The sequence below is a fragment of the Dactylosporangium sp. NPDC051087 genome (assembly GCF_055586325.1).
In genome coordinates, this window is record NZ_JBVJIJ010000023.1 from 185,073 (window position 1) to 200,938 (window position 15,866).

General features: G+C 71.7%; 12 protein-coding genes. 9 read left to right on the forward strand and 3 right to left on the reverse strand.

All coding sequences use genetic code 11. The features are described from left to right. The first annotated feature begins 32 nt into the window (after positions 1-32). From ACZ6TV_RS38035 to ACZ6TV_RS38055, 5 genes are all read left to right on the forward strand, one after another. Positions 33-1,136: a thiolase C-terminal domain-containing protein gene (locus ACZ6TV_RS38035; protein ID WP_465303244.1), complete on the forward strand. Its 1,104-nt coding sequence runs from the start codon at positions 33-35 to the stop codon at positions 1,134-1,136. Continuing rightward, positions 1,133-1,513, forward strand: coding sequence for a Zn-ribbon domain-containing OB-fold protein (locus tag ACZ6TV_RS38040; protein WP_465303246.1), 381 nt, complete (start codon positions 1,133-1,135; stop codon positions 1,511-1,513). Before ACZ6TV_RS38035 ends, ACZ6TV_RS38040 begins: the two co-directional genes overlap by 4 nt. A 10-nt stretch (positions 1,514-1,523) precedes the next feature. Continuing rightward, the gene (locus tag ACZ6TV_RS38045; protein ID WP_465303248.1) at positions 1,524-2,687 is read left to right on the forward strand and encodes an acyl-CoA dehydrogenase family protein; all 1,164 of its coding nucleotides are present in this window, start codon (positions 1,524-1,526) and stop codon (positions 2,685-2,687) included. After that, a complete protein-coding gene (locus tag ACZ6TV_RS38050) occupies positions 2,684-3,529 on the forward strand; it encodes an HpcH/HpaI aldolase/citrate lyase family protein (RefSeq protein ID WP_465303250.1) in 846 nt (281 codons plus the stop codon). The genes ACZ6TV_RS38045 and ACZ6TV_RS38050 overlap by 4 nt, the downstream gene beginning before the upstream one ends. A 94-nt stretch (positions 3,530-3,623) precedes the next feature. Then, on the forward strand, positions 3,624-4,952 hold the full coding sequence (locus ACZ6TV_RS38055; RefSeq protein ID WP_465303252.1) for an NAD(P)/FAD-dependent oxidoreductase: 1,329 nt from the start codon (positions 3,624-3,626) through the stop codon (positions 4,950-4,952). A gap of 84 nt (positions 4,953-5,036) precedes the next feature. Here ACZ6TV_RS38055 and ACZ6TV_RS38060 read toward each other — a convergent pair whose 3' ends face one another. After that, positions 5,037-6,203, reverse strand: coding sequence for an ROK family transcriptional regulator (locus ACZ6TV_RS38060; RefSeq protein WP_465303254.1), 1,167 nt, complete (start codon positions 6,201-6,203; stop codon positions 5,037-5,039). Positions 6,204-6,249: 46 nt separating this feature from the next. Between ACZ6TV_RS38060 and ACZ6TV_RS38065 the strand changes: the two genes are divergently transcribed. Next, positions 6,250-7,482, forward strand: a complete 1,233-nt coding sequence (locus ACZ6TV_RS38065; RefSeq protein ID WP_465303256.1) for a Gfo/Idh/MocA family protein — start codon at positions 6,250-6,252, stop codon at positions 7,480-7,482. Here ACZ6TV_RS38065 and ACZ6TV_RS38070 read toward each other — a convergent pair. Both ACZ6TV_RS38070 and ACZ6TV_RS38075 read right to left on the reverse strand, forming a co-directional pair. Next, entirely contained in the window at positions 7,479-9,962 is a 2,484-nt protein-coding gene (locus ACZ6TV_RS38070; RefSeq protein ID WP_465303258.1) for a DUF4832 domain-containing protein, read from the reverse strand. The two genes, ACZ6TV_RS38065 and ACZ6TV_RS38070, sit on opposite strands and share 4 nt — an antisense overlap. Before the next feature lie 57 nt (positions 9,963-10,019). After that, the gene (locus tag ACZ6TV_RS38075; RefSeq protein WP_465303260.1) at positions 10,020-12,356 is read right to left on the reverse strand and encodes a DUF4832 domain-containing protein; all 2,337 of its coding nucleotides are present in this window, start codon (positions 12,354-12,356) and stop codon (positions 10,020-10,022) included. Between the two features lie 170 nt (positions 12,357-12,526). Between ACZ6TV_RS38075 and ACZ6TV_RS38080 the strand changes: the two genes are divergently transcribed. Genes ACZ6TV_RS38080 through ACZ6TV_RS38090 form a run of 3 tightly spaced genes read left to right on the forward strand, consistent with a single transcriptional unit; the run spans position 12,527 to position 15,734 of the window. Then, complete coding sequence (locus tag ACZ6TV_RS38080; RefSeq protein ID WP_465303262.1) at positions 12,527-13,471, forward strand: carbohydrate ABC transporter permease; 945 nt, start codon at positions 12,527-12,529, stop codon at positions 13,469-13,471. Positions 13,472-13,486: 15 nt separating this feature from the next. After that, a complete protein-coding gene (locus tag ACZ6TV_RS38085; RefSeq protein ID WP_465303264.1) occupies positions 13,487-14,368 on the forward strand; it encodes a carbohydrate ABC transporter permease in 882 nt (293 codons plus the stop codon). 31 nt (positions 14,369-14,399) lie between these two features. Next, positions 14,400-15,734 carry an ABC transporter substrate-binding protein gene (locus ACZ6TV_RS38090; RefSeq protein ID WP_465303266.1) on the forward strand — a complete coding sequence of 445 codons (1,335 nt, stop codon included), beginning with the start codon at positions 14,400-14,402 and terminating at the stop codon, positions 15,732-15,734. Positions 15,735-15,866: the final 132 nt, after the last annotated feature.

Genomic DNA, 15,866 nt, shown 5'->3' on the forward strand with positions numbered 1-15,866 from the left:
GGCCGTCCCCGGAGCGCAGCGGAGGCGGCGGCATGAGCACCGGGGTCTGTGTCGTGGGTGCGGCCGAGTCGGACCTCGGGGTCACCGGGAAGACCGTCCTGCACCTGCAGACCCAGGCGATCACCCGCGCCCTCGCCGACGCCGGGCTGCGGCTCGCCGACGTCGACGGGCTCGCCACCAACGGCGTCTCCCGGTTCTCCGCCACCCAGGTCGCCGAGCACCTCGGGCTACGTCCACATTGGACGGACTCGACGTTCGCCGGCGGGTCCGCGCCGCTGCTGTACGTCGGGCACGCCGTGCAGGCGATCCGGGCCGGGCAGGCGTCCGTCGTCGTCGTCTCCTACGGCTCGAACCAGCGCTCCGCCCGCAGCCGCACCACCGACCCTTACGAGGCGCACACGCCGGAGGCGCAGTTCGAGCGGCCGTACCGGCCGCTGTACCCGGTGTCCGCGTACGCCCTCGCCGCCCAGCTGTACCTGCACACGTACGGGACCGAACGGGGGCGCGCCGGGCTGACCGAGGTCGCCGTCGCCGCCCGCGAATGGGCGCTGCGGAACCCGCGCGCCTACCGCTACGGCGCCGGACCCCTGGACATGGACGCCAGCCCGCTGGTCAGCGACCCGCTGCGGGTCGCCGACTGCTGCCTCGTCACCGACGGCGGCGGCGCCGTCGTCCTGACCAGCCTGGAACGGGCCCGGGACCTGCCCGGCGTCCCGGTCGAGGTGCTCGGCCACGGCGAGGCGACCACCGGCACGTCGATCGTCGGCGTCGGCGACCTGCTGCGCACCGGCGCCGCCGACTCCGGCCGCAGGGCCTTCGCGATGGCCGGGCTGACCCCCGCCGACGTGGACGTCGCCCAGATCTACGACTCGTTCACCATCACCGTCCTGCTGTCGCTGGAGGCGCTCGGCTTCTGCGACTACGGCGAGGCGCCCGACTTCGTCGCCGCGCGGACCCTGCCGATGAACACCTCCGGCGGCGGGCTGTCCTACTGCCACCCCGGGCAGCTCGGCGTGCTCCTGCTCGTCGAGGCCGTCCGCCGGCTGCGCGGCGGCACCGAACGGACGGCGCTCGTGCACGGCACCGGCGGGATCCTCTCCACCCACGGCACCGTCCTGCTGGGACGGACGTCGTGACCGTACCCGCGGACGTGCCGATCGACGAGACCACCGCGGCGTGGTGGGACGCGACCCGGCAGCGGCGGCTCACCGTCCAGCGCTGCACCGCCTGCGGCCACCACCAGCACTACCCGCGCCCGCTGTGCCTGCGCTGCGGCGCGCCCGACCCGCCCCTGGTGGACACCGCGGGCACCGGCGTCGTCGAGACGTTCACCATCGTCCGGCGGGCCGACCCTCCGTACGCCGTCGCCGTCGTCGCGCTCACCGAGGGCCCGCGGCTGGTGTCGAACGTCGAACCGTGGCAGGACACCGCGATCGGCGCCGCCGTCACCGTGGACTGGCGGCCGCTCGGCGACGGCCGCAACCTTCCCGTCTTCCGTCCGATCCGTCCTTGAGGTGACCACAGTGGACTTCGAGCTCACCGACGAGCAGCGCCAGTTCCGCGACACGCTGCGCGCGTTCGTCGACAAGGAGATCCGGCCCGTCGCCCGCGAATGGGAGGCCACCGACCGGTATCCGGCGGAGATCGTCGACACCATGCGGCGCATGGGCCTGTTCGGGCTGACCGTCCCCGAGGAGTACGGCGGCCTCGGCGCCGACATGGTCTCCTTCGCTCTCGTCTTCGAGGAGATCGCCAAGGGCTGGATGGGCGTCGCCGGGATCCTCGGCAGCCACTCCCTGTCCTGCTGGCTGATCGCCCGGCACGGCACCGACGAGCAGCGCAGCGCGTACCTGCCGGACCTCGCCAGCGGCGCCCGGCGCACCGGCATCGCGCTCACCGAACCCGACGCCGGCACCGACCTGCAGGGCATCCGCACCGTCGCCCGCCGCGACGGCACCGACTACGTGATCACCGGCCGCAAGACGTGGATCACCAACGCCCGGCACGCCGACCCGCTGCCCGTGCTCGTGAAGACCGACCCGTCCGCCGACCCCGCGCACCGGGGCATGTCGGTGCTGCTCGTCGAGGCCGGTACGCCCGGCTTCGAGGTGCTGCGCGACCTGCCGAAGCTCGGCTACAAGGGCACCGAGTCCTGCGAGATCCTGTTCGACGGGTGCCGGGTCCCCGCCTCGGCGCTGCTCGGCGGCGTCGAGGGCCGCGGCATGCAGCAGGTCCTGTCGGGCCTGGAGACCGGCCGGATCAACGTCGCCGCCCGCGCGCTCGGCATCGCCCAGGCCGCCTACGACGAGGCGCTGCGCTACGCCGGCCAGCGCCAGGCGTTCGGCGCCACGATCGACTCGTTCCAGGCGGTGCAGCTACGGCTCGCCGACATGGCGATGCAGGTCCAGGCGGCCCGGCTCATGGTGTACTGGGCGGCGTCCCGCGCCGACGCCGGCCGCCGCGTCGACATGGAGGCCGGGATGGCGAAGGCGTTCGCCTCCGAGGCCGCCGCCGCGTGCGCCCTGTCGGCGATGCAGGTCCACGGCGGCTACGGCTACTCCAAGGAGTTCGACGTCGAACGCCTGTACCGCGACGCCCCGCTCATGATGATCGGCGAGGGCACGAACGACATCCAGCGCATCGTCATCGCCAAGGCGCTCACCAGCGGGAAGGGCAGCATCGGATGAGGTCCTACCTGTACGTGCCCGGCGACGCGCCCGCGAAGCTGGACAAGGCCCTCGACCGGGGCGCCGACGCGCTCATCGTCGACCTCGAGGACGCCGTGCCGCTGTCCGGCAAGGACCGCGCCCGCGCCGCCGTCGCCGAGTGGCTCGCCGGCCTGCCCGCGGCGGGCCGCCCGGCGGTGTGGGTGCGGGTGAACCCCGGGCCGGCCGGCGCCCTGGACGCCCGGGCCGTCGCCGGGCCGAACCTGGCCGGCGTGTGCCTGGCGAAGGCCGACGCCTCCGGCGTCGCCGAGCTCGGGGCCGCCCTCACCGCCGCCGAGTCGTCGTGCGGCCTGCCGGCCGGCTCGGTCGCCGTCGCGCCGCTGCTGGAGACGGCGGCCGCGATCCTCGACGCACCCGCCATCGCCCGCGCCCCGCGCGTCACCCGGCTGCAGATCGGCGAGGCGGACCTGCGCGCCGAGCTCGGCGTCACCCTCGGCCCCGACGAACGCGAGCTCCTGCACGCCCGCTCCCACGTCGTGCTCGCCAGCGCCGCGGCGGGGATCGCGCCGCCGGTCGCCTCCGTCAGCACCGACTACCGGGACCTGGCCGCCCTGCGGGCGTCGACGGTCGCGTTCCGGCGGCTCGGCTTCGTCGGCCGCGCCTGCATCCACCCCGCGCAGATCCCGGTCGTCAACGAGGTCTTCACCCCGACGGCCGACGAGCTGCGGGAGGCCGCCGACCTGGTCAGCCGCTTCGACGCCGCGGTCGCCTCGGGCGCCGGCGTGCTGGTCGGCGCCGACGGGCGCATGGTCGACGCCGCGGTCGTCCGCGCCGCCCGCCGCCTGCTGGCGCTCGCGCCCTGACAGGGCTGCCTCCGGTGGAGACTCTGCGGAGGTGCGGGGCGGGTCCGGTGCAGATCGTCCCGCACCGCCCTCGCCGCCCTTAGCGTCCCTGTCTGTGTTGACGGTGGATGTACTGGTGGTCGGCGCGGGCCTGGCAGGCCTGCACACGGCGCGGCGGCTCGCCGAACGGGACCTGCGGGTGCTGGTCGTCGACCGGCGCAGGTCGCTGTCGTCGGGGGTGCGCACGACCGGCATCTTCGTCCGCCGCACCCTCGACGACTTCGACCTGCCCGAGGCCCTGCTCGGCCCTGGCGTGCGCGACGTCCTGCTGTACCCGCCGTCCCGCCGCCGGCCCGTGCACCTCACCAGCGACCGAGACGAGTACCGCGTCGCCGACATGCCGGCCGTCTACGACCACGCCCGCCGCCGTGCGGAGGCGGCCGGCGCGGAGGTCCGCCTCGGCGTCCGCTTCGCCGGCTTCTCCACCGGCTCGGCGGGCAGGCCGTCAGGCACCACCGGGCCCTCGTCAGATGGCGCCGGTCTGTCGGGTGGCGCTGGCGGGTCGGGTGTCGCTGGTCGGTCGGGTGTCGCTGGCCCGTCGGGTGTCGCCGGGGCGTTGTCGGGTGGCGCTGGTCGGGCGGGTGTCGCGGGTGCGGTCGGTGTGGCGGCGGGTGCCGGCGTGGGTGTCGCGTGGTTCGACGGGGCGGAGCCGGTCCGTGCCAGGTTCGTGGTCGGCGCGGACGGCGCCCGCTCGACGGTCGCCCGCGACCTGGGCCTCGACACCAACCGCCGGCTGCTCATCGGCGCCGAGGTCATCCACCCGGTCGCGTCCGGCACCACGGTCCCCGCGTTCCACTGCGTCATCGACCCGCGGATCGCCCCCGGCTACCTCGGCTGGGTCATCGACGACGGCCGCCACGCCCACGTCGGCGTCGCCGGCTACCCGTCCGCGATGCGGACAGGAGTCCGCCACCTGCTGGACACGTTCGCCGCGGACGCCCCCGGCCTGACCGGCCCCACCGGCCCCGAGGAGCGCCGCGGCGGCCCGATCCCGGTCGGCGGGGTGCTGCGCCGCCTCGCGTGCCCGGCCGGTCTCCTCGTCGGCGACGCGGCGGGTGCGGTCTCCCCGCTGACCGCGGGCGGCCTCGACCCGTGCCTGCGCATGTCGGAGCTCGCCGCGGAGGTCACCGCGACGTACCTGCGCACCGGCGACGACCACGCCCTGCGCGCCTACGACGGCGCCGCCCTGCGCTCCCGCTTCCGGGGTCGCCTCGCGCTGCGCCGCCTCCTCGCCGGGATCACGTCCCCGGCCGCGGCCGAGGCCGCCGTCGCCCTGCTCCGCACCACCGCGGGCCGGTCCGCCGCGGCCAGGATCCTGTTCGGCGACCGCTCGTTCCCCGACGTCCACCCCACCCTGACGGCGTCCACCGCCCCACGTCGGTAGCACTTCCACGTGATCCGGAAGAGGTTGTGCACTCCTGGCCACTCGAAGTCTTCCGGATCATGGGCTGGGGAGCCGGGCGTAGTCCTAGCGGCGGGGGGCGACCGGGGCGCTGAGGCCCACGGTGAAGAGGCGCTGGTCGACCTCGTTGAGGGCCAGGCGCAGCGCGCCCAGGGCGACACTGTCCGCGCCCAGCGTCGAAGCGCGGACGTCCGGCAGGCGCAGGCACAGCCGCTGCAGCTCACGGCGCAGCGGGTCGAGGACCAGGTCGGCGGAGCGGGAGAAGCCGCCGCCGTAGACCACGACCTGCGGGTCGAGTGCCAGGACCAGGGCGGCCGTGCCGATGGCGAGGTCCTTCACGTAGCGGTTGACGGCGGTCCGTGCGTCGCGGTTGCCGTCGCGGGCGGCGTTGAAGACCCAGGCGGCGGCGTCGTCGGGGCTGACGGTGGCCGGCACGCCGGGGCACTGCTCCAGGTGCGACGGTGCCGTCAGCCAGCGGACGGCCTTCAGGGCGCCGATCTCGCCGGCCGCTCCGCCGTAACCGCGACGCAGGACCCCGTCGATGATGAGGCCGGCGCCCAGGCGCATGCCGGCGAGGAGGAAGACGATGTCGTTGGCGTCGCGGGCGGCGCCCTGCCAGCGCTCGGCGAGGGCGGCCAGCTTGCAGTCGTTCTCCACCACGATGGGGCAGGTGAAGCGGTCGCTGAGGTGGGCGCCGAGGTCGACGGTCTGCCAGCCGGGCAGCGGCGTGAAGAGGGTGGTCTTGCCGCTGGCGTCGACGGGGCCGGTGACGCCGATGGTGACCGCCCAGATGTCCTGCTCGGTCTTGCCCGCTTCCAGCAGGCAGGTGGCGAGCACGGCGTCGAGGGCGGCGAGTCGCTCGCGGGGGTCGGCGTCGGCGGCGACGGTGCGGCGGGCGGTGTGCACCACGTTGCCGTCGAGGTCGGCGAGCAACGTCAGTATCTTGTGCGCGCCCACGTCGACGCCGATGACGTGGCCGGCGGTGGCGCGGAAGCGGTACCGCCGGGCGGGCCGGCCGACGACGCTGCTGCCGCCGGGCTCGACGACGGTCGCCCAGCCGCCGGTGACCAGGCCCTGGGCGATCACGTCGACGGCGGGCCGGGACAGGCCGGTCAGCTTCGCCAGCTCCGTGACCGTCGCCGGCGGCTGGTCGCGCAGCGCCCGCACGACGGTGAGCGAGTTGAGCTCGCGCAGCCTGGACAGATCGGTGCCGCTGATGACCTGATCTGTCACAGTCCCGCCCCTTGACGTATCGTGCCGCCGGCCCGCCAATATTGCTATGGAGTTTACAAAGTCCTCGGGGGATCGCAAGCCCGTCACGATCGCCGTCGTCGGTGCGGGGCTGCGCGGGCGGCAGTATGCGCGGCTCGCGGAGCGCAACGGTGCCAGGGTCGTCGCGGTCGCCGAGCCGGACCCGGCGCGCCGGACGGCGTTCGCCGGGACGCACGACATCCCGGCACACAGGGTCTTCGAGAGCTGGGAGCAGCTCACCTCCAAGGTAGCCGACGCGGTGGTCGTCGCGACCCAGGACCGGCTGCACGTCGAGCCGGCCGTGGCGCTGGCCGGCCTGGGGCACCACCTGCTGCTGGAGAAGCCGATGGCCCCCACCGAGCCGGAGGCGCGCAGGATCGCCGACGCCGTCGAGGCCGCCGGGGTCATCGGGGCCGTGTGCCATGTGCTGCGGTACACGCCGTACACGAAGGCGCTGAAGTCGGCGCTCACCGGGATCGGCGACCTGGTGAGCGTGCAGCACCTGGAGCCGGTCGGCTGGTGGCACCAGGCGCACTCGTTCGTCCGCGGCAACTGGCGGCGCGAGGACGAGTCGGGCCCGATGCTGCTCACCAAGTCCTGCCACGACCTGGACTGGCTGGCGTACGTCATCGGCGACACCCCGAGCAGCGTCGCGTCGTTCGGCGGGCTGGCCCACTTCCACGCCGCGGCGAAGCCCGAGCGGGCGGCGCCGCGGTGCCTGGACTGTGCGGTCGAGCGGGACTGCCCGTATTCGGCGGTCCGGCTGTACCGGCTGGACGAGTACGGGTGGCCGCTGGACGCGGTCATCGACGAACCGACGCCGGAGAAGCTGCGGCGGGCGCTGCGGGACGGGCCCTACGGCCGTTGCGTGTACGACTGCGACAACGACGTCGTGGACCACCAGGTCGTCGCCATGCAGTACACCGGCGGCGTGACGGCGACGTTCACCATGACGGCGTTCACGCCCATGCAGCGCAGGCAGACCCGGCTCTTCGGCACCCGCGGCAGCATCGAGGGCGACGGCCGCCTCCTGCACGTCACGGACTTCGTGACCGGGGCGACCACGACGACCGACACCGGCGGCACGGACGGGGCCGGGCACGACGGCGGCGACGAGGGCCTCGTGCGGGCCTTCCTCGACGCCGTCGCCGGCAACGACCCCGGGCGGGTCAGCGGCACCATGGCGGACAGCCTGGCGTCGCACCGGACGGTCTGGTCAGCCGAGCGGGCCCGGCTGACCAGCACCGTGGTCAAGCTCTAGACGAAGGAGATGCTGTCGATGGTGAGGGTGCCGCTGCCGCCGTACCAGAAGCCCATCGCGAGCTGAGCGGGATTGGCGCGGTTGATGCCGTTGGCGACCAGTGGGATCTTGATGTCCTGGAAGGTGTCGGTCAGGACGGGATGCCCGCCGCCGTCGAGGGTGAAGTCGGCGAACACCTTCGTGGTGCCGCCGACGCTGACGTTGAAGTGCGCGGCGCTGGTGCCCTTGACCCGCATGACGAGGTAGGTGCGGCTGGACACGTCGACGCCGACGTCGCTGCCGAACCAGCCGCAGGCGTTGTACTGCAGCGTCAGCGCGCCGCCGGCGACGACGCCGTTGCCGCCGCCGTTGGTGAAGCAGTTGCCACCGGTCCACTTCCCGAGGTCGTTCTTCGCCGCGGAGGGGTAGGCGGGCGTGCCGTCGTAGTCGTCGACGACGAGCCCGGCCGGCGCCGGGGGAGCGGTCGACGCGGTCACCGGCGCCGACGCGGCGGAGACGTTGCCGGCCGCGTCACGGGCCTTGACGGTGTAGACGTGCGAGCCGGAAGGCACCGCGGTGTCGGTGAACGACGTGCCCGAGACCGACGCGACCTGCGTACCGTCGCGGAACACCACGTAGCCGGTGACCCCGACGTTGTCGGTGGACGCGTTCCACGCCAGCGAGATCGAGGACGTGGTCGTCGCCGTGACGGCGAGCCCGGCCGGGACGGACGGCGGCGCGCAGTCGGTGCACCCGACGCCGACGGTCACGGCGTTGCTCGGGACGGACACGTTCCCGGCCGCGTCCCGGGCGGTGACGGTGTAGGTGTGCGATCCCGAGGGCACGCCGGTGTCGGTGTAGGACGTGCCCGAGACCGTGGCGACCTGCGTACCGTCGCGGAACACGGTGTATCCGGTGACGCCGGCGTTGTCCGTCGCGCCCGACCACGACAGCGACGCCGACGTGGCGGTCGTGCCGGTCGACGTCAGCGTGGGCGCGGTCGGCGGCACGCAGTCCGCCGTGCACGAGCCGACCTGGATCGCGTTCGCGAGGACGTTGTACCCCTTCGCGGCGTCCCAGGTGCCGGTGTTCGCGAGCCGCACCGAGTACGCGGGGTTCGCCCGCAGCCCGGTCGCCTGGTCCGGCAGCCACAGCGCCAGCTTGTAGGTGCCCGCGGTCATCGCCGGCAGCGTGACGGTGACCGCCGGGACGGTGACCGCACCGGGCCGCCACGTGCGCGGGTCGACAGTGGACAGTGGCACGTTGTAGCGCTGCGAGCCGTTGTCGAAGACGAGGAACGCGGGGCGGGGCTTGACGATGCCCGCGTAGCCGTCGTTGGACAGGTGCGCGGCGAACGTGTACGGCGCCCCGGCCGTCGCCTGCGTGTTGTAGGTCGCGTCGAGCAGCCGCAGCCGGTAGCCGAGCTTGCGCTCGATGCGGGTGAAGAGCGTCTCGGCGGGGTCGCTGCCGGCCGCCGCGAGGTGCGCGGCCTTCCAGATGTCGGTGTTGACCTGCGCGTAGTCCTCGTTGATCTCCGTCCAGTGCTGGTGCGACAGCTCGTACTGGGCGCCGACCCCGGCGGCGTCGTTCGCGCCGCTGGCGTTGCAGGTCTCGCCGCCGACCATCTTGTTGCCGCCGGTGGTCGTGAGCATGTCGTACACCCACTGCTTCTTGACCGACACGTCGAACCAGCCGAGCCACGAGTTCTGGTCATAGGTGCCCATGTCGGCGGTGTCGGCGAGGAAACAGTCGTCGTGGAAGCCGAGCCGGTTGAAGTCGGCTGTGGTCATGAGGCAGTTGTCCGGCAGCGGGCAGCCCGGCGGCGGGGTGGTCCGCTGCTGGAACTCGTAGTTGAAGATGGGGTAGCGGATCGCGATCGGGATCGTCGCCGGGGTGCTGCTGAGCAGCTTCTTCACCAGCCTGTACCGGACCGGTGCCTGGCTCTCCTCCGACGACGCGGTGTAGGGGCTGGAGTGCCATTCGCCCCAGGCGCCGAAGAAGCCCGCCTCGATGTGCATGAGCACGTCGGCGTTGGCGGCGAGGACCGGGGCGAGCTGGTCGATGTGCCGCTCCATCTGCGGCTCGGTGACCGCGGAGTAGCCGTCCCAGACGTAGGCGACCCGCAGGACGAGCTTCATGCCCTGGGCGCGGATCGCGGCGAAGCCGGTGCCGAGGTTGGCCAGCAGCGCCGGCGGCAGGTCGCTGTTCTGGTACTTGTCGAGGTGCAGGTAGCTGTGGATGAGGGTGTTGCCGTTGGTGCGGGCCCGGGCGAACGTGCGGTCGAGCATGTCGGGGTTGAAGCCGGGGATGGTGTTGCTGGCGTAGTCGTTGACGGCCGGGTCGTCGATGATCTCGTACCGGTTGTGGAAGCCCCGCTCCGGGTTGGTGAACACGGTTGCGAGGTCGGCGGTGTAGGTGGTGGTCGTCGTCGCGGCGGAGGCGGGTGCGCCCGGGAGGAGGATCAGGGCGAGGGTGCAGGCGGCCGCTAGGAACCGTCTCATGGTCACTCCTGAGAGAGGCCGGAGCCGTCCACAGTGGACGGCTCCGGCGCGGGGGTGTCAGTTGGTGAAGGAGATGTGGTCGATCGAGATGGAGCTGTTGCCGCCGAACCAGAAGCCCATGGCGAGCTGCGCCGGGCTGCCGCGGTTGATGCCGTTGGCGACCATCGGGATCTTGATGTCCTGGTAGGACGTCGTGATCACGGGGTGCCCGCCGCCGTCGAGGGTGTAGTCGCCGAACACCTTGGTGGCGCCGCCGAGGCTCAGGTTGAAGTGCGACTGCTCGCCGCCGGCGTTGCCCTTGACCCGCACGACGAGGTACGTGTAGGCGGACACGTCGGTGGCGACGTCGCTGCCGAACCAGCCGCAGTTGTTGTACTGCAACGTGAGCGCGCCGCCGGCGACGACGCCGTTGCCGCCGCCGTTGGTGAAGCAGTTGCCGCCGGTCCACTTCGCGAGGTCGTTCTTCGCCGCGGACGGGTAGGCCGGGTTGCCGTCGAAGTCGTCCAGGCCGATGCCGCCGCCTCCACCGCCGCCGCTCGCGGACGTGGTGACGGTCAGCGGGCTCGACGCGCCGGACACGTTGCCCGCCGCGTCGTAGGCCTGCACGGTGTACGTGTAGGCGGTCGACGCCGACAGCCCGCTGTCCGTGTAGGACGTGGTGGCGGACGTGCCGACCTGGGTGCCGCCGCGCAGGACGCGGTAGCCGGTGACGCCGACGGCGTCGGTGGACGCGGTCCAGCTCAGCGACACGCTGCCGGCCGTCTTCGACGGTGAGGTGAGGCCCGTCGGGACGCTCGGCGCGGTGGTGTCGCCGCCCCCGCCGGAGCCGACCCCGATGGCGCCGAGGCCGAGCCACCCGTCGGCGTTCTGCGTGGCGTTGCCGAAGCGCAGCTTCTTCGCCGCCGGGCTGACCGCCTCCAGGGGGTTCTTCACCCGCAGCACCAGCTGGTACGACCCGGTCGCGACGCCGGTCAGGCTGACGCCCGCCTGGAAGTACTGCGGGTAGCCGAAGTCCCGGTAGGTGGGGTCGGCGCCGACGCCCCAGTCGGGGAACGCCCGGATCTTCAGCGGCTGCACGGTCCGCAGGTCCCAGGGGGTGTCCCAGGTCTTGACGACGGTACCGGCGGAGTTCTTCAGCCCGAGCGTCACCGTCCACGGGTAGTAGAACGGGGCGACGCCGTTGTTGACCAGCGTGACCCCGATGTTGGCGGTGCCGCCGGACACGGTGTTCTGGTAGTAGGCGTGGGTGGCGGACAGGTCGTAGCCCATCAGCCGGACCGCGGCGGCCACGTTCGCGTCGCCCGGGGCGTAGCTCTGGCTGGTCTGGTTGATCTTCCAGGTGGTGTGCTCCAGCTCGATGCAGGCCTTCATGTTGTCGACCTGGCCCGAGCCGCCGGGCCACGACGAGAACGCGGAGCTCTGGATCTCGGGACGGACCTCGCCGCCCATCGAGCTGGTGATCCACTTGTTCTCGACGCCCATGTTCACCGCGCGCTGCAGCTGCGAGTAGCTCGCGCCGCCCATCGACTGCGGCAGCGTGACGCCCTGCAGCGGCGAGCCCTCCTTGTAGCAGAAGGAGTCGTCGTGGTAGCCGATGTCGCGGCTGTTCGCCGCGCCGCCGGCCGAGTCCGGGTAGCGGATCTCCAGCTTCGTCTTGTTGAAGGCCGCGTCGAACGCCGCGACGATCTGCGCGCCGTGCGCGTCGGTCGGCATCAGGTTCGGGTAGCCGTCGGCGGTGTCGGTGTCGAACGGCCACGTGTGCCACTCGCCCCACAGGCCGACGATGCCGAGGTTGATGAAGCCGATGCGGGGGTCGCCGTCGTACCGGGCACCGAACGCGGCGATGAAGTTGCCCAGCGCGCTGAGCAGGTACGGGCTGTCGTAGTCGGGCGAGACGGTGCCCCAGAACGTGTTGTTGCGGTAGGTGACGTGCCCGTCGAAGCAGTGCGGGATCGAGTTGCCCGGATGGGAGCCGGTGCCGCCCGGGTACTCCATGAAGAACCGGATGGCGGCCTGGTTGCCGTAGGACGCGATCTCGTTGAGCGCGTTGTCGACGATGCTCCAGTCGTAGCTGCCGCAGTTCGCGGCGTTGGTCATGACCTCGGACAGGCCGAAGTAGCTCCACGCGAGGGACCGCGGGTAGCCGGTGTTCTGGTTGTCGCCCGGGAAGTAGAACCGGGCGAAGCCCTTGAGCGGGTTGTCCAGCGGGCTCGGGGCGGCGGTGAGCGGGTGGTCGGTCAGCGACGGGCTCGGCGTGGCGGGCGGAGCCGGTCTGGCCGGCGGACCGGCGGGTGCCGCCGCGCCGGGGGAGGCGACGGCGAGCACGGCCGTAGCGGCGGCCGTGCAGAGTGCGGCGGCGAACGCGATGCTTCGCCGCCGCGGGGCGGTACGCATGAGATGGGCCTCCGGGACGTGGGGTGAAGGTCCCCGTACCTCGATCTGATACGAGGAGGTGTTGACAAACTTTCCCTGAGCTTCATCATTATTAACGGCCGTCCACCCCCCGCCGCAAGACATCAAACTCGAAGACTTTCGATGGACGAATCGAGGCACGGACCGTGACGATGCGTAACTCTCTGGCGGTGACCGCCCCGCCGTCGTCAGGCCCGCCGGAAGGGCCGGTCGTCGCGGTGCCGCGCCGTCACCGCGACGACCGGCTGGCCGCCTGGCTGTTCCTGCTGCCCGTGCTGGTCGGGTTCGCGGTGTTCTACCTGTATCCGACGGTCCGCGGCGTCTGGTACTCGCTCACCGACTACAGCCTGCTCAACACCCCGTCGTACGTCGGCGCCGACAACTACGCCAAGCTCGTCTCCGACGCGCAGTTCTGGAAGTCGCTGCGCATCACCGCGTACTACGTGCTGGTCAACATCGGCTCGCAGACGCTGCTCGCGCTCGGCGTCGCCACGCTCATGCACCGGCTGACCCGCTCCGTCGTCCTGCGGGCCACCATGCTGCTGCCGTGGCTGGTGCCCAACGTGACCGTCGGGCTGCTCTGGATGTGGCTGCTGGACGCCAACCTCGGCTTCGTCAACCACCTGCTGACCGCCGCCGGCCTCGACAGCCGGGGCTTCCTCACCTCGCCGGACCTGGCGATGCCGTCGATCGCGCTGATCAACACCTGGGCCTATACCGGCTACACGGCGCTGCTGCTCTACGCCGGGATGCTGCAGATCCCGCCGCACCTCTACGAGAGCGCCTCGCTGGACGGTGCCGGGGAGTTCCGGATGTTCCGCATGATCACGCTGCCGCTGCTGCGCCCGATCCTCGCGCTGGTGCTCGTCGTGTCGCTGATCGGCTCGTTCCAGATCTTCGACACCGTCGCCGTCACCGAGAAGGTCGTGCCGGTCGGCGCCACCCGGGTCATCTACTTCTACATCTACCAGCAGGCGTTCACGTACTTCCACATGGGCTACGCCGCGGCGGTCGCGATGGCGCTCGTACTGATCCTCGGCGTGCTCACCGCCGTGCAGATGTGGCTGCTGCGCGCCTCGCGCTCCGACCTGACCTGAGAAGGGCTGACACCCATGAAACGCCGCCTGACGCCCGGCCGGCTGCTGGCCTGGACCGCGCTCGTCGCCTTCCTCGTGGTCACGATCCTGCCGTTCTACTGGATGGTCCGCACGGCGCTCACCCCCGCCGCCGACCTGTACACCGACAGCGCCGGCCTGGTGCCGCAGCACCCCACGATGATCAACTTCTGGCGGGTCCTCGGACTCGTCGACGACCAGACGGCACGCGAGGCGGGAGGCTCGGGCGCGAAGATCAACTTTTTGCGGTACACCATGAACTCCCTCATCTACTGCGGGCTCATCGCGACCGTCCAGACCTTCTGCTGCGCCATGGCCGGCTACGCCTTCGCCCGCCTGCGCTTCCCCGGCCGTGACCTCGTCTTCGGGGCCATCGTCGCGGCGCTGATGGTGCCGCCGATCTTCACCCTGCTGCCCAACTTCGCGCTGGTGAAGCAGTTCGAGGCCATCGACACCTTCGCCGGCATGGTCGCCCCGTCGCTGCTGATGACCCCGTTCGCGGTGTTCTTCCTCCGCCAGTTCTTCCTCTCCGTGCCGCGGGAGGTCGAGGAGGCCGCCGTCATCGACGGCGCGAGCCGCTGGGGCATCTTCTGGCGGGTCATCGTCCCGATGAGCCGCGGACCGCTCATCACCATCGCCCTCACCACCTCGGTGTGGGCGTGGAAGGACTACCTGTGGCCGCTGCTCGTCGGCCGCGGCGAGGACAACCGGGTGCTCACCGTCGCGCTCGGCGTCTTCCTCCAGCAGTCACCGAACACCCAACCCGACTGGACCGGGCTCATGGCGGGCTCCACCCTGTCCGTCCTGCCGGTCCTGCTGCTGCTGATCTTCCTCGGTAAACGGCTCGTCCAATCGCTGAACTTCACCGGCATCAAATGACACCCCCCGCCCTCCTTTGAAAGGGAGCACCATGTCCAGACTGCGTATCGCGGCGTCGCTGACCGTCGCCGCGCTCGCCTTGCCCCTCGCGGCCTGCGGCGCCGACTCCGGCGACAGCGCCGGCGGCAACGTCACGCTCAACTACTGGCTCTGGGACGACAAGCAGCAGCCCGCCTACCAGGCGTGCGCCGACGAGTTCAGCAAGGCCAACCCGAACATCAGCATCAAGTTCACGCAGACCGCGTGGACGCAGTACTGGCAGAACCTCACCACGCAGCTCGCCGCGGGCGGTGCGCCGGACGTGTGGACCGACCACGCGTCGTACTACCCGCAGTTCGTGTCCAGCAACCAGATCCTCGACATCCAGCCGTACGTCACGAAGGACAAGGTCGACCTCGGCCAGTACCAGGCCGGCCTCGCGGACCTGTTCGTCAAGGACGGCAAGCGCTACGGCCTGCCGAAGGACTGGGACACCATGTCGCTGGTCTACAACACCAAGCTCGTCACCGACACCGCCGGCCTGGACAAGCTCACCTGGAACCCGTCCGACGGCGGCACCTTCGAGCAGGCGATCGCGAAGGCGACCGTCGACGCGCAGGGCCGCAACGGTCTCGACCCGGCCTTCGACAAGAACAACGTCAAGGTGTACGGCTTCCTGCCGGAGTGGGCCGACGGCTCGCAGGGCCAGAACGGCTGGGGCGACCTCGCCGTCGCCAATGGCTTCACCTACCTCGACAAGAACCCGTGGGGCACGAAGTACAAGTACGACGACCCGAAGCTCGCCGAGACCATCGGCTGGTTCAAGCGCCTCATCGACAAGGGCTACGCGCCCAAGTTCGACAAGCAGTCGACCCTCGGCCGGGACGCCGTCATGGACTCCGGTCAGGGCGCCTACACCATCGTCGGCTCCTGGACCATCGGCACCTACCTCGGCTCCGGCGCCAAGCAGCAGTACGCGTTCGCCCCGCTGCCCACCGGCCCGGCCGGCCGCAAGACCGCCATCAACGGCCTGTCCGACGCGATCTACGCCGGCACCAAGCACCCCGAGCAGGCGTGGGCGTGGGTGAAGTTCCTCGGCTCGGCCGCGTGCCAGGACATCGTCGGTGAGAAGGCCGTCGTCTTCCCCGCCGTCAAGTCCGGCACCGAGAAGGCGCTCGCCGCGCACAAGGCGGCCGGCCGCAACGTGCAGGCCTTCACCGACCAGGCGACCGCGTCCGGCGGCACGTTCTTCCTGCCGATCACCGACCACGGCAACGAGGTCAGCCAGATCGTCCAGGACGCCATCCAGTCCGTCGCGCTCGGCCAGGCCGCCCCGGCCGACGCGTTGAAGAAGGCCAACGACCAGGTCAACGGCCTGTTCAAGTAGCCCTTTTGTCGATCGCGGGGGGGGGGGGGGGGGGGGGGGGCACCCCCCCCCCCACCCCACCCCCAAGAAAACACACAAAAAACCGCTAAACAGTAGGAAGCAACCCCCCCCCCCCCCCACCCCCCCACCAAG